This window comes from Bacillus cereus group sp. N6 (genome assembly GCF_016483705.1).
GTDB lineage: Bacteria > Bacillota > Bacilli > Bacillales > Bacillaceae_G > Bacillus_A > Bacillus_A wiedmannii.
This window is the reverse complement of the sequence record NZ_JAEHBI010000002.1, coordinates 141,597-159,937: the sequence shown is the minus strand read 5'-3', so window position 1 is coordinate 159,937 and position 18,341 is coordinate 141,597. Positions and strand designations below refer to the sequence as shown.

Sequence of the window (18,341 nt, the reverse complement as noted above, 5' to 3'; positions counted from 1 at the left end):
TTAAATGTTTAAGAAGGAGAGGCTGTCTGTATGAAAAAAACAAATGGAATAGCTAAAAGTGTTGCGGTAGCGTCCGTTATTATGTCTGGATCACTTGGTGCACAAGCAACATCTGCATTTGCAGATTCTAAAGGAACTGTAGAAAATCTTCAAAATGGTGGAAAAGTCTATAATAGTTTTAAAACTACTTATGACATGAAGCAGAATATCAAAAATTCAATAAAGGTTTCTTTTATTGAGGATCCTTATGCAGATAAAAAAATCGCAATTGTTACAACAGATGGTAGTAATATAGATGCTAAATATACAATTAATGGCGGATTCTATAACACAGGTTTAAAATGGCCATCGGCTTATCATACTGAAGCAGAAATAACAAGTGGTGATAGCGCTCAATTCCATAAAGCTGCCCCAGTTAATACAATGACTTCAGCAAAGGTTACTTCTGAAGTAGGGTATACACTTGGCGGAAGTGTTAAAGTTGGGGTAAATGATAAAGGCCCAAATGCTGATGCAAGTATTACAGGTAGCTTTGCTTGGAAAGAAAGTGTATCTTATGATCAAGTAGACTATAAAACGGTATTAGAGACTCACACAGATAAAAAATTAAATTGGAAAGTAGGATTCCAATCATTTAATTACCCGGAGTGGGGAATTTATAATCGTGATTCATTTAATACTTTCTACGGTAATCAACTATTTATGAAATCACGTAGTTATAATGAAGGAATGAATAATTTTGTTTCAAAAGATACAGTACCAGCTTTAACAGGATATGGTTTTTCTCCTAATGTAGTAGCAGTTATTACTGCAGATAAAACAGAATCTACATCTGATTTAAAAATAACAAATCGTAGAATATCAGATCAGTACAATATCGAATGGGTAAGTTCGAAATGGTGGGGAACAAATAATAAAGATACATATAATGAGTTCTTTACAAGCAACTATAAGTTAGACTGGAAAAACCATCAAGTTACTCTTGATAACCAAAAAGCCCTTGAAGAACAAATGAGTAGTATCAACAATGTGAATAACCAACTTAACAAAGGCAAAGGGAAATTATCTTTTTCAATGAATGGAAATCAGCTTAAAGCGACATCTAGCAATGCTGGTTATGGTATTAGTTACGAGGATAAAAATTGGGGTATCTTTGTGAATGGTGAAAAGATCTATACGTTTAATGAAAAAACAACTGTAGGTAATATTTCGAATGACATTAACAAATTAAACATCAAAGGACCTTATATTGAGATTAAACAAATCTAATCAGTAAATGAATTGCAAATGAAAGGGCCAGAGTTTATCTGTAAAGATAGATAAACTCTGGCCCTTATTATTTTTTTCATTCTTATACGCAATTAGAAAAGAACGTGAGGTATTTGAAAGCTATTCATGCCACGCAGGGAGATATTGTTTTAAGTAGGGTGTTTATTTTTATTTCATTTTTAAATGAATTCTTTGTATGATGACATAGGGTAGGCGATGTTCAGGAGATGTTTCTTTTTGAGGAGTATGTTGTGTGGCGAATAGTTTAAAGTAAGCAAGTCTTCATCGGTTGTTAAGTTATTACTTTAAATATATAATTAAACTTCATTAAAAAGATACTCTATTCAAAGTCCTTAGTGGATTTTTGAAGTGAAATATATATTATTTGAGGTGTGTGAAATGGGGAAATCTCGAGAGCAGACGATGGAAAATATTTTGAAGGCTGCTAAGAAAAAATTTGGAGAGCGTGGTTATGAAGGTACGAGCATACAAGAAATTGCAAAAGAAGCGAAAGTGAATGTTGCTATGGCTTCTTACTATTTTAATGGGAAAGAAAACCTATATTATGAGGTGTTTAAGAAATATGGTCTTGCTAATGAGTTACCTAATTTTCTTGAGAAGAATCAATTTAATCCTATTAATGCTCTAAGAGAATATTTAACAGTCTTTATTACACATATAAAAGAAAATCCTGAAATTGGCACATTGGCATATGAGGAGATTATTAAGGAAAGTGCAAGATTAGAAAAGATTAAACCGTATTTTGTAGGTAGTTTTGAACAGTTAAAAGAAATATTGCAGGAGGGGGAGAAACAAGGAGTATTTCATTTCTTCTCTATAAATCATACGATACATTGGATCACTTCTATTGTTTTATTTCCAAAGTTTAAAAAGTTCATTGATTCTTTAGGACCAAATGAATCGAATGATACAAATTATGAATGGATGCCAGAAGATTTGGTGAGCAGAATTATTTCTGCTTTAACAGATAAGCCTAATATGTAAATTACTCATTGTTTATGAATCCTAATTTTCCTGTTAAAAAGCCTAATTTCTCAATGGATTGTAGAGAAATTAGGCTTTTTTGGACACTTCATTCAAATACTTTATAGACTAATGGCTTGATTTATTAATGATTCGAGTGGAGTTACATAGATATAGTTTTCGTTGCAACGGTTTGTTGAAATGCCTTATCATGCTCAACAATAATCATTGTGGGATTAAATTGTTGAATCAGCTCTTCAATTTGCATACGTGAATAAATATCTATAAAGTTTAATGGTTCATCCCATATATACATATGGGCTTTTTCACATAAACTTTTAGCGATAAGCAGTTTTTTCTTTTGTCCACCAGAATAATGAAATATATCTTTCTCAAATTGAATTCGGTCAAAATCCATCTTTCGTAGGATGGATTTAAATAATGTCTCATCAATCTTGTGCTCTTCAATAAAATTTGATAGCGATCCTTTCAAATGAGAAGTATCTTGTTGGACATAGGAGATGGTGAGTCCTGTACCTAAAGTAACTGAACCTGTATGCTGTATCGGATACCCTAGAATTAGTTTTAGGATACTGCTTTTCCCGCTCCCATTTTTGCCATCAAGCACAATTCGGTCACCTTGTTCAACTACGAAGTTAATTGGCTCATTCACGACTTGTTCATCGTACGTAACAGACACGTCAGCCAAAGTAACTAATTCATTTGACTTGAACTTTAATGCTTCTAATTTTAATGACTCAGTTTTCTCCACATTTTTTAGTAATTTTGACTTTTCTTCAATAGCTTTTTGTTGCCTTGATTCTAGGTTTTTTGCCCTTTTCATCATCTTGGCTGCTTTATGTCCTACAAATCCCTTATCCAACTTAGAACCTGAATTCCTTGTTCCATTTTTTGAAGCTTCTACATCATGAGACCAACTTGCTGAACGCTTGGAAGACTGTTTTAATCTTCCTATGTCTTTTTGTAGACGATCATTTGTAGCCTCTTCGTGCTCTTGCTGTCTATCGAAATTTAATTTCCAAGAAGAATAGTTCCCGCTTTGAACTTCAATATTTGCTCTATTTATAGATAAGATATGGTCAACGCATCCATCTAAAAAGACTCTGTCATGTGAAATTAAAATAAACCCTTTTTTCTTCCTTAGATAATCAGAGACTATTTTTCGTGCATCCGTGTCTAGGTGGTTTGTTGGTTCGTCAATTAATAGGAATTGGCCCTCATTTAAAAACAGTGCAGCAAGCAACACCTTTGTTTGTTCTCCATTTGATAAAGTTTTAAACGGTCTGTACATGACCTCGGCATCAACATTTAAATAGGATATTTCACGTAGAAATTCCCAATCTTCTGCTTGGGGACAAATTTCTTCAAGGATTTCATGAGTGAATTTGTTCTTATCTGCAACAGTGTAGGGGAAGTAATTGAATTCTACCGAAGCAAGGATTTTTCCACTATACTCGTAATTTCCTAATAATAAATTAAAGAATGTCGTTTTACCTCGTCCGTTTCTACCGATAAATCCTAGTTTCCAATCCGTATCTATTTGAAAGTTTACATCTTCAAAAATATTATCAAAGCTACCTGGGTATGAAAAAGTTAAGTCTTGAACTTTTATCATTGACATAATAATTCCTCCTTTATATATCGAAACGTTTCATATAAAGTCGGAACATCCATCCATTTTTTAATTTCTCTATATAAGTTTGATGGATATTAACGACTTATATAGAGCATTACATGTGTAACAATAGTATCTGAATTAGCCATTTTTTTCGCTCCTTTATTTGTTAGGTAAATTTAGCGATTAATAAATTTTAACTTACATAAAAGGGAATAAAAAAATCCCCCGATTTTTAATCGGAAGGATTAGTCTGTCGCTTAAGTAAGTACTTATTAATCATTTGAATCATGACAAATAAAGTATGAAATGAATTATAAAAATGGATAGACTAACCCTATATTTTGTAGTTTGAAGTTATAAAATTCAAACTACAAAATATAAATTAGTTAATCATTATTCATCCATCATTCCTTTCATCATTCTATTTTTAGAGTAACATTCTTTTTTGGGAGATGCAATATCATCTTCACTTAATGCTAGATCATTTATATTTCTTTGGTTAGGTCGATATAACATTACATCTTTCTTATAAACATCTTATTTTTGTTCAAAATGTCACGTCTTTTGTCCATTAAAAGGGGAGGTATTTGAAATTGACAGCACCCTTTACTGTAACTATAATAGTTACGGTAAGTTCGGTCATTTAATTCGAATTTCTAAATTAATGATAGTATATTACCCTTCTTTCTAAGTGTGACAATAAGCGAATAACTATGTTGCTATGGAAGTTTAGATTCTATCTCATATTCAAAGAACAGCTAAGTTGTATTATTTAAATTTACGATGAGTAAATACCGAAAAATAACATTTTCCATCGTATTCTTTTTGGAATGCTTAGTTAAAAAAGAAGAAATATCTGCAGAAAGTAAATCAGGCTGTGGTATGTAGAAAGAAATCCTATAAAAAGTTCATAATATGGAATAATAAGTAAGTTCATTTTGATGAATACGAGCAGTGCAACATCAGGTCATTTTTAATAAAAATCTAGAAAAAATTAAGAAGGTGAGTCCGTTGCGTAAACATTCACATGTGCAATTTTATGTATTGATATTAGCTCTACTAGCTTATTTAAGCTTTTGTTTTATATTTTTATTTGTTTTTCCGAATCATTATTTTGTATCAGATTTTAATATACGACTATCATCCTTAGTTGTTGAAACTACTGTATTTATCTCATTACTTTACTCTATGGTATCAAGAAAAATTAAACTAGGAGTCTTTTGGGTTTGTATTACTATTGCAATAGGGTGTTTCTTGATAGGGAATTTTATATCTGCTTTTCAAGTACTTAATGTAGAATTACCAATAGAAAATTTTAATATCTCTGATGTATTTTTGTTGTTTTTCTTATTCTTCTTTCTCCTTGCGTTCTTTTATAAAATCATTATGGAATGTAACAAGTGGGAAAAAGCGTATTTAATTTGTGATTTATGTATTGTTGTTACTGCTATTTTTACCTTAGAATGGTACCTATTTAATAAACCTTCTGCAAATATCTTATTCTTATCAATTGGAGATGTTTTTCTTTCATTTATTTTCCCAATTATAGATCTATTGCTTCTATTACTAGGAGTTAGCCTTATTTTTCGACCAGCAATTTTTAATGCGAAAAGTAAATTATTTATTTTTATCTTAGTATTAACTGGCTTGTCTATTACGGACTATTTATATTTCTATTTACAAGATGATTTATCACATCGTTCACTTATATTATTAAGGTGTTTGTATAGAGTTTTTCTATTATTTATTGCCATTGCTGCTACTATTCCAAGGAGTACATCTTCTAGAAGAGATTACTTTATTATTAATCCGACATTTGGAAAGAAACTTCTTGTCATATTTCCTTATCTTTCAGTTGCAATTTTAATTGGTTTTACTTTCAAAGAGCAAACTTCTTCCTCTACACTGATTACGGGAAATTGTATTGCCTTTGTATTTGTACTGATTCGTCATACAATTGTACGAATGCAAAACAAAGATTTAACCGAAACATTAAAAGTGTTTAATAATCAATTAGAGCAAACAGTATCTAAAAGAACAGCAGATTTAATAAAAAAATCTAATGATTTGGTGAAAAATCAAGAGAGGTTTAAGTCTTTATATGAGTACCATCCAGATCCTATATTAACAATTGATTCAAATGGTACCGTATTAAATATAAACCAGTCTGGAAGTATGTTATTAGGAAAAGACAGTGCAGCATTAATAGGAAAAGAGTGCTTTTCTATTTTTTTAGATGAAGATAAACCTGAATTGGAAGCAGCTCTAAAGATGGGGAAACGATGTAGTTCGTCTGCGTTACAGTTACGTGTGAAAAATAATAATGAGAAGGATATACATTTTTGGTACGTTACTATTGTTCCTATCATGATAGAAGGACAAACTTTTGGGAGTTATATAATGGTAAAAGACATAACGAGGATGAAGCAACAACAGGATGAGATAAACTATCTAGCATTTCATGATACAGTGACGGGGATTGGAAATCGAATATTCTTCCAACAAGAATTAGACAGATCTATTGAGCGTGTACAAAAAACACAGGATAAGTTTGGACTTCTGTATATAGATTTAAACCGCTTTAAGACCATTAATGATACACTGGGGCATGCAATTGGTGACAGTGTTTTAAAAGAAGTTGCCAAACGTTTTAGGACATGTCTGTCACCAGCTATTCCTTTAGCAAGAATAGGGGGAGATGAGTTTGCAATCATTGTCCATAACAAAACAGAGCAACAGCTATTAGATTTGTGCGAAATATTATTTCGTATAACTGAAGAACCATTTGTAATAAATCAACACAGCTTTTATTTATCCCTTAGTATAGGAATAGCGTTGTATCCATTTGGAGGAACAAATGCCACAACACTTTTACAACATGCTGATATTGCTATGTATAGCGCAAAGGAAGAAGGTAGCAATGCTGTTTGTATATACGACGAGACATTATCTCTAAAAATAACAAGACGATTACAATTAGAGCAAGATTTACCGAATGCAATTGAAAATAATGAGTTGTTTTTATTGTACCAACCACAAGTTGATAGTAAGGCAGGAAAGGTTATTGGTGCAGAGGCATTAATACGTTGGCAACATCCAGAGCTGGGGCTAATTTCACCTTTTGAGTTTATACCTATCGCGGAAGAAACATCACAGATTATTACAATTGGGAAATGGACGCTACAGCAAGCGTGTTCACAACTGAAAGAATGGCATTCTGCAGGTTATACAAATCTAAAAATGGGGATAAATTTATCAGCTATAGAGTTTGAACAGAAAGATTTTGTTCAAACGATTATATCTACCATAGAAGAAATAAGAGTACCAGCTAATTTGATTGATTTGGAATTAACAGAGCGAATTGCCATGGTAGATGAAAAAGAAACTTTATTGAAGTTAAAAGCATTAAAATCATATGGTGTACATTTATCAATTGATGATTTTGGTACAGGATATTCTTCATTAGCATATCTACCTTTATATCCAATTGATACTTTGAAAATTCCAAGAGAATTTGTGAATAGGATTGGAACTTCGAATGATGGAGATGAAATTATACAAACTATTATTTCGCTAGCTCATACTTTAAATATGAAAGTGATTGCGGAAGGAGTAGAAACGAAGAAACAATTAACAGTGTTACAACAAAATGCATGCTATTTAATTCAAGGCTATTATTACAGTAAACCTGTAAATGAAGATGAGTTTCTCAAGTTTTTAAGCAGGGAATAAGTGAGAACTATGTACTTGTGAAGTAAAGGGAAAAGAAGTTCTACCTATATTAAGTAGAACTTCTTTTTTAGTTAACTAGCAGTTAGGTTTCCAAAATATTTTGCATTAAGATGTATCATTACTCAAGCTGTTATCTTGTTCTTAAGTGATTTCTTTTTCATGACTTGTCTTCTCGTCAAGAAATTTGAAGGGATCGTATTAAAGGTGCAGGTCATACTGTCTAAAGTCATTTTATTATTTATCGTTTATTACATTTGAAATGACTTTTAATGTGTATATAAGCACGTGATAAGTAAATTAAATAAACAAAAGGCCCTGTAAAAAATACAGGGCCGGATACAGGGTTAAGGGAACGCATAGTTTCTTATTAATATATTAGCATAAACTTTTCATGTAGCTACATAAGAGTTTTGACAACTTTAAGAACAAAATAGAGTGTTTGTAAGAATAAATACACTAATTTAAATTAGAATTGTGATTTAAATTAGTGTGGTTATAATGTGAAAAAACAGATGAGTATTTTAATCATAATAACTTTTAGGAATGTATATGTAAGAAATATTTTTTGATTTGATTAAAAGTGAACTCTGACAATTTATTATATGTTATACCCAAATAACTTTAAGTTTTCTCCAGATTCTGAAATTATCTCTTCGAACTGAAATCCTACTTTTTCTAAAAGATTTCCTGAATTGATGTTATCAATAGTAGTAATTGCTACAATTCGTTTCAGCGCGAGCTTTTGTACACCGTAGTCGATTACAGCAGAAGCTGATTCAAAGCCATACCCCTTCGAACGGAATTTCTCTAAAAAGGCAAAACCGATATCGACATCTTCTAATGAATCTCTTTTAATAAGTCCGCACATACCAAGTGGAGTGAAATCTTCTTTTCGTTCAACTAAGTAAAGACCAAATCCCATTTTATTATACATATCAACTGGTCCGTTTAAGATGTATTTTTTTGCATCTTCTAAGTTTTTAATCCTTTTATCACCAATAAACTGAATCCAGGCAGGATCGTTTACTAATTCAAGAATAAATGGAGCGTCTTTTATATGAAACCAGCGAAGAACGAGTCGTTCAGTTTCAAGAACTATCAAGCTATTGCACCACCTTTAACATTTATAATAATTAGTATGGAGTGTGTAATACGAAATCGCAACATATTTTAAAATAGTCCTGCTTGTTCACATAAAGTTCGTTTGTTTTGTATAAAGGGATATCCTATAATTAAAATTGATTGTAAAGAGTGAGATGCTTATACAATGACTCCTAGGTGACTAGGAGTTTTTACTATATAACTATCATTATTACTAAATATGGCACACTACACATTCTACTCAAGGAGGTACATAATGAAGAAATTATATAATGCATCGTTTACGTATTTGATTATCGGTTTATTATCAGGAATTTTCGCCAGGGAGTATGGAAAGTATAAGGGGATTTTAGGTTCTACTTTGTTAAATTTATTGCATACACATACACTTGTACTTGGCTTTTTCTTCTTTTTAATTGCTTTAGGATTAGCAAAAGTATTCGCGTTTCATGAAGCGAAAAGTTTTAATAAGTGGTTTATTTTACATAACATTGCATTAACTTTAATGTTAGGTTCATTAGCAGCGAGAGGGCTTCTTCAGCTAAATGGAGCGGACTTTAAAGGGTTAACTTATATTGTAGGATTTTCCCATTCGTTAATGGCAGTTACTTTAGTTTGGTTCATGTTGTTAATAAAGAAGTCATTTAAAATATAGTTTTATAGAAAAGAACTTGCAATATTTATTGCAAGTTCTTTTTGTTTATTCGACGGTAGGAAACGAATTTCATATGTATAAAACTTGAATTATTTAATTTTTCGGATTATTATGTATAAAATAGTTAACATATTTTGTAATTCAAATTTATAGAAAGTAGGAGAGTGTACGATGGAAATAACGGTAGAGCGTTTAGTAAATGAATTAAAGGGTGTACTTCCCGAAGATCGAGTAGTTGTAAATACGACAGTAAGAGAGTTACATAGTAAAGATGAATCTTATCATACTAGTAGTTTACCTGATGTAGTTGTTTTTCCGAAAACGACTGAAGAGGTTAGTAGAATAATGAAAGTAGCGAGTGAGCATAAAAAACCTGTCGTTCCTTTTGGGGTAGGTTCTAGTTTAGAAGGACATGTTATCCCATATGAAAAAGGAATTACAGTGGACTTTTCGCTTATGAATAAAATACTCGAAGTAAGAGAGAAAGATTTTTTTGTGAGAGTACAGCCAGGAGTGACTCGTTCTCAGCTTAATAAAGAATTGAAGAAATACGGTTTGTTTTTTAGTGTAGATCCAGGTGCAGATGCAACGTTAGGTGGAATGGCAGCCACAAATGCGAGCGGAACGACAGCAGTTAAGTATGGTGTAATGCGTGATCAAGTTCGTGATTTAGAAGTCGTTCTTGCTGATGGGGAAGTAATACATACTGGAAATTTAGCAGCGAAGTCATCATCAGGTTACCATTTAAATGGTGTTTTCGTAGGATCAGAAGGTACGCTTGGATGCTTTACAGAGTTAACATTAAAAGTATACGGCATACCAGAACATGTTATGGCTGCGAGAGCATCGTTTCCAACTATAAATAATGCAGTAGAAGCTGTTATTAATATACTACAAGCGGGTATTCCAATTGCAAGAATTGAACTTGTAGATGAATTGTCTATGAAACAAGTAAATCATTATAATGAAACAAGTTACAGAGAAGAACCTACACTGTTTTTAGAGTTTCACGGTAATGAAGCAGGGCTAAAGCAAGATATTGAATTCACGAAGGAAATTGTTTTTGATCATAAATGTAAAGAAGTTGCTTTTGAAACGGAAACTGCGGCGAGAAATAAATTATGGGATGCGCGGCATAATCTAGCATATTCTTACGTTCATAGCTATCCTGGTAAAAAGCTTATGAGTACAGACGTATGTGTACCAATTTCAGAATTAGCTGGTGCAATCCAACATGCGAAAGAGACATTAGATAAAGTAGGTCTTATCGGTGGTATTCTTGGGCATGTGGGAGACGGGAATTTCCACGTGCTCTTAATGGTTGATCCAAACGATAAAGAAGAAGTGGAAAAGGCGGACGAAATAAATGAAAGTATCGTTTTATATGCTCTTAAACGAGGTGGAACGTGTACGGGAGAACATGGCGTTGGAATCGGAAAACGAAAGTATCAAGAAGAAGAACATGGGGCGGCATTACTCGTAATGGAAAAAATAAAGAAAGCTCTTGACCCACAAAACATTTTGAATCCGAATAAAGTTTTTCAGTTGAAGGATAGGGGATGATTGGGTGAAAGTACTAGAAGCGATAAGTAATATAGCTGGAAAGTATTTTGCATTTTGGGTTATTTGTATGGCAGCTATTGCATATTTCATTCCTGGACCATTTCTCGGGTTAACTAGTTATATAACAATTTTACTCGGGATTGTAATGTTTGGAATGGGATTAACATTAAAGGCTGTTGATTTTAAAATCATTGCTACAAAACCATTGCCAGTTATTATCGGTGTATGTGCTCAGTTTATTATTATGCCACTTGTCGCATACGTACTAGCCTACGTTATGAAGTTACCAGCCGAATTAGCAGCTGGATTAGTGTTGCTCGGTTCAGTACCGGGTGGCACTGCATCAAATGTTATGGTTTATTTAGCAAAAGGGAACTTAGCGTTGTCTATTGCAATGACTTCATTATCAACGTTACTAGCACCAATTGCTACACCTCTTATTTTATTATTACTTGCGGGACAATGGATGCCAGTAAATGCTATGTCTATGTTTCTTTCTATCGTACAAGTCATTATCCTACCTATTATTTTAGGATTAGTAGTGAAGAAGTTTTTCCCTACAACTGTTACGAAAGGAATGACTGTTATTCCTTTAATATCAGTTGTAGCAATTATTATTATTGTTTCTGCAGTTGTTTCAGCGAATGTAAGTAGCATTACTTCTTCAGGCCTGCTTATCTTTATTGCAGTAATGCTTCATAATGCATTTGGTTTTTTACTCGGATATATAACAGCGTTCGTACTTGGACTAGACGAAGGAACAAGAAGGGCTATTTCAATAGAAGTAGGAATGCAAAATTCAGGCTTAGGTGTTGCGCTGGCAACAGCACATTTTGGACCAGCAGCTGCACTTCCAAGTGTATTAGCAGCAGTATGGCATAATATTGCAGGGCCGATATTAGCAACCATCTGGTCAAAAAATGAAAAGAATACTTTCAGTGATGAAAATTTATCGGTAAATATAGAAAAATAGGAACGATAAAGAATGCAAAAACGTATTGTACATTTTGAAGGGCTAGTTGTTTTCGTAGCCACAATTTATGCGTATTCAATATATGAATTTAGTTGGATTATATTTTTGGTATTCCTTTTAGCCCCGGATGTATCCATGTTAGCGTATGGTATAAATAATCGTGTTGGTGCTAAAGTTTATAATATATGTCACACATATATTATATCTATATTAATAGCTATCATAGGTGTCTATTTTAAGATAGATACCGTTATAATGATTGGGTTAATATGGACAGCACATATTGGGATGGATCGAATGTTTGGATATGGATTGAAATATGAGACGGATTTTAAAGATACTCATATTCAAAGGTTATAAATTGTTTTGAAAAGAGGGATACATTGAAACAGAGAATTACTATCGAAGAATATAACATCAAATGGGAAAGTAAATTTAATAAGCTACAATCGCTCATTAACAATGTAATAAAAGAACTTGTTTTGTCCATTGAGCATGTTGGGAGCACATCTGTTAAAGGACTTGCATCGAAGCCAATATTAGATATTGATATAGTAATAGAAGAGTACGAAATTTTTCCTGAAGTAGTAAAAAGGCTTGAAACGATAGGGTATTACCATCAAGCAGACTGGAGCTTCAAAGGAAGAGAGGCGTTTGGCAGAAAGGACGCTTTCGTTCCATGGAACGGGGAAAGTACAGTTTGGATGGAACATCATTTATATGTGTGTGACAAAAATAGCGAAGAGTTAAGAAGACATATAGCGTTTCGGGATTACCTTCGTGAACATACCGATGTTGCTATTGAATATGGTCGTCTAAAGGGAAAGTTAGTAAGAGAGTCGAAAAATCGAGTGAGCTATAGTGAAGGTAAGACGGCATTTATTACAAATATATTAGAAAAAATAAACTAAGGCGGCATGGAATACATGCTGCCTATTCTTTTTTAATTGAAAGCTGCCACTATAAAATAATGACAAACTGTCCCTGTTGATTGCTGCGATTACTAAATATAATAGGAAATAAAAAAGAAAATATTGGAAAAGAGGGAGCTTATGTACATACCAAAATATTTCGCAATACAAGATGAAGAGATGAAGTACGAAATAATGGAACAAAATAGCTTTGCGACATTATTTTCTCAACATAACGGGGAACCATATGCACGCATTTGCCGTTGTTATTAAATAGGGAGACCCTAACTTTACATGGCCATTTCGCACGTCCGAATGAACAGTGGAAAGATAGTGGGAATCAACAAGTACTCGCTATATTCCAAGGGCCACACAGTTACATATCGCCGTCATGGTATGAAACAAACAATGCAGTGCCAACATGGAATTACGTTGCAGTACATGTATACGGTGAATTAGAAATTGTTGAAGGTGAACAGGAATTATTAAATTCTCTTCAAGATTTAGTACATACATATGAAGAGCCACAGAGTACCTACTCTCTAAATGAGGTAGATTCGAATTATATGGCAGGATTAAGTAAAGGGATAGTTGGTTTTAAAATTAAGATTAGTAAAATAGAAGGAAAAGCGAAGTTAAGTCAAAATCATTCTGTAGAGAGACGGAATTTAGTTGTGGAGGAACTTGAGAAAGTTGGTAGTGAGGGGAGTAGGGGGATTGCGGAGTTGATGAGAAAATAAAGTCTACATGAAAGGAAAATATTCTAAATAAGCGTATTTAAAAAGACCTCCTTAATTGAAGGTCTTTCGTTTTTTAAAGCGCTTTTACAGCTGTTGTTGAGTTGTAGTCTTTACTTACGTCAACAGATTGGACAAAGTCAGGCCTTTGTGGTGAAGGGAAATCTGCATGACTTGCTTGATATGTAAACGAACTATTTACCCCAATAGACACAATTCCGATAACAGATAATCCTAATAAGATGGAACCAATTTTTCTTATCATTTTAATGCCCCTTTCTCAAACGTTTTTTCTTTTGCTTGTAACGCTTTATGAAAATACTCGCTTGCTTTTATATGATTATTTTCATCGTAAAGTTTAACGGCTAACTTTTCTGAATATTCCTGAGTGTAGTTATATAAAGATTCTTTGTCGAAATACGCAATTCCTTCAAGAATAATTTTTTCTAAGTCTTCAGTTGACTCGTTATTGTTAAGGGACTCTAAAATTTTAAAGTGAAGCATATATTCTTCATTGTTAAGTTCTGTACAAATTTTTAATCCTTTTTTTATAAGTTCTGAAGCGATATTTATTTCACCAAGTTTAGAATGTTCCCTAGCTTGTAAGAAAATTGCTTTGAAATGGGTAGGCATTTTTGTCGTTACTTCAGATAGATGGCGAATAGCCAGTGTTGATAGGTTTTGATTGGCATATAGCCAGCCTAAATTATTACGAACTCTTAAAAGTAAAGATTCTTCATTTTGTTTTTGTAAAATATTGATTGCGGAGTTGTAGTGTTCTTCAGCTTGCTCGTATTGTCTTAATTGTACACATGATGCACCTATAACGCTTTCACATGAAGCGACATTTTTTTCATAATCTCTATACATGAAAAATATTTCTCGAGCTTTATTAGCATATTGAATTGCTTCAATAGGTTTATAAAAATGTTGATTAAAGATAGCGAATCGGTAATTATATTCTGCTTCCTCTAGTTTATCTGAAACATTAACTAATAGCTTTTCAGCTTTTTCATAATGTTCACTTGCTAAATTATAATTTGTTGTTAAAGTAGCATGAATCGCTTTAAATAAATGATAGTAGTAAGAAAGTTGGTGATTAGGTGAAATCGCGTAAGAATCTATTTTATTGAAACTGTCTTTTGTGATGCTTAAACCATCAGTTAAAACTTTGAAACGAAAATTTAGTAGAGAATAGTATAACGCTAAGTTTTCATCTTCCTCAAAGTTTAGTTCCTTTTCCTCAATTTCATGCTTTAAGTTTGTCGCCTGGGACACATCTTGTTTAAGCATAGCTAAATACCAATCATTAAATAATTTCGTAATTTGTTCATTACCTTGTAGTTGAACGTTCATGAAATCCCCTCGCTTTTTGAATATTCTTATAAAATATATTATCAAAAATAACAATATTTAGAAATGTAATTTTTATTTCTCAATATTTGTTTAACAAGCTCATGAGTAAGTCTATTGGAATAGTTAGGTTTTTGTTTTGGAGTAAAGAAAAGGAATCGGGGGAAGTGCATTTTAAAGTTCTAGTTGAGAGGCGAGAGTATAAAAAAGGTGTGCTCACACAATTTGTATGAACACACCTTTTTACATATTAAACAATCAAGTCCCACAAAAAGTACGATAAGGACGATTCGTCGGTGCAGGTGGAACACAGTATTCTTCTTGATCTGTAGCATACGCATAAGGATTTGATAGAGCTTCAAGAAGTTTTTCCATTACGCTATAGTCGCCATTTGCCACAGCTGCTTCTAGCGCTTCTTCTACGCGATGGTTTCTTGGGATGATGGATGGGTTATTATTTTTCATCATTTCGTAGGCGTTTTCTTTCGATTCTTCTTGTCTTTCTAATCGAGATTGCCACAGTTTGTACCATTCTTTAAATTCAGGACTTTCAAATAGAGCTGTATTTTCTATAGTATCAAGAGTTAATGAACGGAATGTATTTGTGTAATCTGCTTTAAATTTCTCCATCATTTTTAAAAGTTGCTCAATAAGTGATTGATCTTGTTCCTCACTGCTAAATAGTCCTAATTTCTTTTTCATTCCAATGAACCACAGGTTTTCATATTGTACGCTAAATTTTGAAATTTCGTCTTGAGCAATTTTTAATGCTTCTTCTTCATCTTCATGCAGAATTGGTATTAAAGATTCTGCTAGTCGCGCCAGGTCCCATGCGGCCATATATGGTTGATTTCCATATGCGTAGCGACCTTGTGTATCAATAGAGCTAAATACAGTTCCTTGGTCGAAATTGTCCATAAATGCACAAGGGCCGTAATCAATCGTTTCTCCACTAATCGTTATATTGTCAGTGTTCATTACGCCATGGATAAATCCAACAAGTTGCCATTTAGCGATGAGACTTGCTTGTTTCTTTATGACTTCTTGTAGTAATGCAGTATATCGATTTTCATGTGCTTCAATTTCTGGATAATGCCTTTTTATCGTATAGTCAGCTAGCGATTTAAGGTCATCGATGGAACCTCGAGCAGCAGCATATTGAAATGTGCCGACACGTATATGACTGCTAGCGACTCTAGTTAAAATTGCTCCAGGTAACTTTGTTTCCCGATATGTTGGCTCGCCTGTTGTGACAACTGCTAAACTGCGAGTAGTTGGAATATCAAGTGCATACATTGCTTCACTAATAATATACTCACGTAGCATCGGACCGAGTGCAGCACGACCATCACCACGGCGTGAATACGGAGTAGGGCCAGAACCTTTCAGTTGAATATCAAAACGTTTACCTGAAGGAGTAATTTGTTCACCTATTAAAAGCGCGCGACCGTCGCCTAACATATTAAAATGTCCAAATTGATGACCTGCATACGCTTGTGCTAATGGATGAGCTCCTTCTGGGAGTGCATTACCAGCGAAAATAGCAATTTCAACTTCTTTTTTCAATTCTTCAGGATTAAAGCCAAGAGATATTGCTAGCGAATGATTTAGTTTAACTAGCTCCGGTGAACTTACTGGAGTAGGGGGGATTTCTGTATAAAATGATTGTGGTAAAGTTGTATAACTATTATCTAAATTCCAACCAGCTTCATTATTTTTAGTCATTTTATCTCCTCCTTGTTTATTTTTTTATAATGTATTTGTACGTATGTATTCTTTGTAAAATTAGCTAAAAGTATAATATGATATTTCCCCTTAAAATCTATTGTAAGGACTTCAGTGTGCTATGTCTATTTAACAGCAAATATAAAAACTCCATTTAAAAAATGGAGTTTTTATTACTACTTAATTTTTACGATTATTTTTCCTTTTGCTCTTCCAGCCTCTGAATATTCCATTACTTTTTGAGTATCTTCAAAAGGGAAAACTCGGTCGATTACCGGTTTGATTTTTCCAGCTTCAATATAGTTTGCGATAGTACGTAATTGATCCCCACTTGGCTTCATAAATAAAAATGAATATTGCGCATTATGCTTTTTTTCAAGTGCAGTAAGTTTTTTGCTTGCTAATGAAAATAAGAGTGTTTTAAAAAATCCGGAACCAAATTCTTTACCGAAACGAGCATTTGGCATTCCTGAAACAGAAACAATGTTGCCGCCGCTTTTTATAATATTGAATGATTTTTCAAGTGTTGTACCGCCGATTGTATCAAATACTGCATCATAATCTTTTAGTATTTCTTCAAATTTTTCTGTTTTGTAATTGATAATCTCATCTGCGCCAAGAGACTTTACTAAATCAGAACCAGCTTCACTAGCAGTTGTTGTAACGGTAGCGCCCATTATTTTTGCTAACTGAATTGCGAAAGTACCAACACCACCAGACCCAGCGTGAATTAAAATCTTTTGTCCTTTTTGTAAGTGCATAATGTCATGTAGTGCTTGATAGGATGTTAAGCCAACGAGTGGAATCGACGCGGCTTCCTCAAAACTTAAATTTTTTGGTTTTAAAGCTATATCATCCTCATGAATGGCTATATATTCCGCGAAAGTACCGATCTTATTTTTTCTTGGGCGTGCATATATTTCATCGCCGACTTTAAAAAGAGTTACTTTTGATCCAACTTTTACGATGACACCAGAAAAGTCATTACCAAGGATTAGGGGCATTTCATATTTAAGTAACATCTTTACTTTTCCATCACGTATTTTAAAGTCAATTGGGTTAATACTAGCTGCATGAATTTCTGCGAGCACTTCATGTTCATTTATTTCAGGAGTAGGTACTTCTGCCATACGCATTGGAACTTTCCCGTATTTATCAATTATCATTGCTTTCATTTCTTATACCTCCACATTTCAATAAAGTGAAACTTTAATCAGTGGGGGTTTTCTTCATCCCCCACTGATTATTAGTTGAACCAATCGGACTTTAATGGGCAGTTGATCCCCTACCTAACTTCTTTGCTTTCGCTGAATTTTGAGGCGGGGGTCTTACTGCCCATTAAAGCGGGATAAAAGTTGTGCAATAGCTTTTCAATATCTAATACAAGATTTTTTAATACACCTAATTTTGTACGTATATCAATATAATAAAAGTTTTTTGTACCTTCTTTTCGCATTAAAATAATACCGGCTTCTCGTAAAATTCTAAGGTGATGTGATACCGCTGGTCGAGAAAGGTGTGTTTGTTTCGTAATTTCTCCTACACGTAATCCGGTTTGACATTCCGTTTCCATGAGAACTAACAAAATAGCTTGACGTGTTTCATCGCCAATTGCCAATAATACTTTTTGAGAATCAATAAAATCTTTTTTTATAACATTTAATTGTTCTTGTTTATTCATTTCAATCACTTTACCTCC

At 33.2% G+C, this 18,341-nt stretch carries 15 protein-coding genes and 1 pseudogene; 9 read left to right on the top strand and 7 right to left on the bottom strand.

The annotated features are described in order from the left end of the window. The first annotated feature begins 30 nt into the window (after positions 1-30). A complete protein-coding gene (gene hlyII / locus JDS99_RS02640) occupies positions 31-1,269 on the top strand; it encodes a hemolysin II HlyII (RefSeq protein WP_199694498.1) in 1,239 nt (412 codons plus the stop codon). Positions 1,270-1,668: 399 nt separating this feature from the next. After that, positions 1,669-2,274 (top strand): hemolysin II regulator HlyIIR, encoded by a 606-nt coding sequence (hlyIIR, locus tag JDS99_RS02635; protein ID WP_000520491.1) that lies wholly within the window; start codon positions 1,669-1,671, stop codon positions 2,272-2,274. 142 nt (positions 2,275-2,416) lie between these two features. Here the strand turns inward: hlyIIR and JDS99_RS02630 are convergent, their stop codons facing one another. Beyond that, positions 2,417-3,895, bottom strand: coding sequence for an Lsa family ABC-F type ribosomal protection protein (locus tag JDS99_RS02630; protein WP_046954623.1), 1,479 nt, complete (start codon positions 3,893-3,895; stop codon positions 2,417-2,419). 1,008 nt (positions 3,896-4,903) lie between these two features. Here JDS99_RS02630 and JDS99_RS02625 point away from each other — a divergent pair. Next, positions 4,904-7,624 carry a sensor domain-containing protein gene (locus JDS99_RS02625; protein WP_199694496.1) on the top strand — a complete coding sequence of 907 codons (2,721 nt, stop codon included), beginning with the start codon at positions 4,904-4,906 and terminating at the stop codon, positions 7,622-7,624. A 598-nt stretch (positions 7,625-8,222) separates the two neighbouring features. Here the strand turns inward: JDS99_RS02625 and JDS99_RS02620 are convergent. Further along, the gene (locus JDS99_RS02620) at positions 8,223-8,726 is read right to left on the bottom strand and encodes a GNAT family N-acetyltransferase (protein ID WP_199694494.1); all 504 of its coding nucleotides are present in this window, start codon (positions 8,724-8,726) and stop codon (positions 8,223-8,225) included. A gap of 255 nt (positions 8,727-8,981) precedes the next feature. On the opposite strand from JDS99_RS02620, the gene JDS99_RS02615 reads away from it, so the two are divergent. From JDS99_RS02615 to JDS99_RS02590, 6 genes and pseudogenes are all read left to right on the top strand, one after another. Beyond that, positions 8,982-9,380 (top strand): DUF2871 family protein, encoded by a 399-nt coding sequence (locus tag JDS99_RS02615; protein WP_088122780.1) that lies wholly within the window; start codon positions 8,982-8,984, stop codon positions 9,378-9,380. 171 nt (positions 9,381-9,551) lie between these two features. Then, complete coding sequence (locus JDS99_RS02610; RefSeq protein ID WP_199694492.1) at positions 9,552-10,943, top strand: FAD-binding oxidoreductase; 1,392 nt, start codon at positions 9,552-9,554, stop codon at positions 10,941-10,943. Between the two features lie 4 nt (positions 10,944-10,947). After that, complete coding sequence (locus tag JDS99_RS02605; RefSeq protein ID WP_199694490.1) at positions 10,948-11,916, top strand: bile acid:sodium symporter; 969 nt, start codon at positions 10,948-10,950, stop codon at positions 11,914-11,916. Between the two features lie 12 nt (positions 11,917-11,928). Next, positions 11,929-12,276, top strand: coding sequence for a DUF4260 domain-containing protein (locus JDS99_RS02600; RefSeq protein WP_097908576.1), 348 nt, complete (start codon positions 11,929-11,931; stop codon positions 12,274-12,276). Between the two features lie 23 nt (positions 12,277-12,299). Further along, positions 12,300-12,827, top strand: a complete 528-nt coding sequence (locus JDS99_RS02595) for a GrpB family protein (RefSeq protein WP_199694488.1) — start codon at positions 12,300-12,302, stop codon at positions 12,825-12,827. A 141-nt stretch (positions 12,828-12,968) separates the two neighbouring features. After that, positions 12,969-13,567, top strand: a pseudogene (locus JDS99_RS02590) (FMN-binding negative transcriptional regulator). 73 nt (positions 13,568-13,640) lie between these two features. On the opposite strand, the gene JDS99_RS02585 reads toward JDS99_RS02590, so the two are convergent. The 5 genes from JDS99_RS02585 to JDS99_RS02565 form a co-directional block, all read right to left on the bottom strand. Further along, complete coding sequence (locus tag JDS99_RS02585; RefSeq protein WP_098191129.1) at positions 13,641-13,829, bottom strand: Phr family secreted Rap phosphatase inhibitor; 189 nt, start codon at positions 13,827-13,829, stop codon at positions 13,641-13,643. Then, on the bottom strand, positions 13,826-14,920 hold the full coding sequence (locus JDS99_RS02580) for a response regulator aspartate phosphatase (protein WP_097908441.1): 1,095 nt from the start codon (positions 14,918-14,920) through the stop codon (positions 13,826-13,828). Before JDS99_RS02580 ends, JDS99_RS02585 begins: the two co-directional genes overlap by 4 nt. A gap of 255 nt (positions 14,921-15,175) precedes the next feature. Beyond that, on the bottom strand, positions 15,176-16,642 hold the full coding sequence (locus JDS99_RS02575) for a protein adenylyltransferase SelO (RefSeq protein WP_199694487.1): 1,467 nt from the start codon (positions 16,640-16,642) through the stop codon (positions 15,176-15,178). A 176-nt stretch (positions 16,643-16,818) separates the two neighbouring features. Continuing rightward, positions 16,819-17,817 carry an NADP-dependent oxidoreductase gene (locus JDS99_RS02570; RefSeq protein ID WP_199694485.1) on the bottom strand — a complete coding sequence of 333 codons (999 nt, stop codon included), beginning with the start codon at positions 17,815-17,817 and terminating at the stop codon, positions 16,819-16,821. Between the two features lie 110 nt (positions 17,818-17,927). Then, on the bottom strand, positions 17,928-18,332 hold the full coding sequence (locus JDS99_RS02565; protein ID WP_088122770.1) for an ArsR/SmtB family transcription factor: 405 nt from the start codon (positions 18,330-18,332) through the stop codon (positions 17,928-17,930). Positions 18,333-18,341 lie beyond the last annotated feature (9 nt).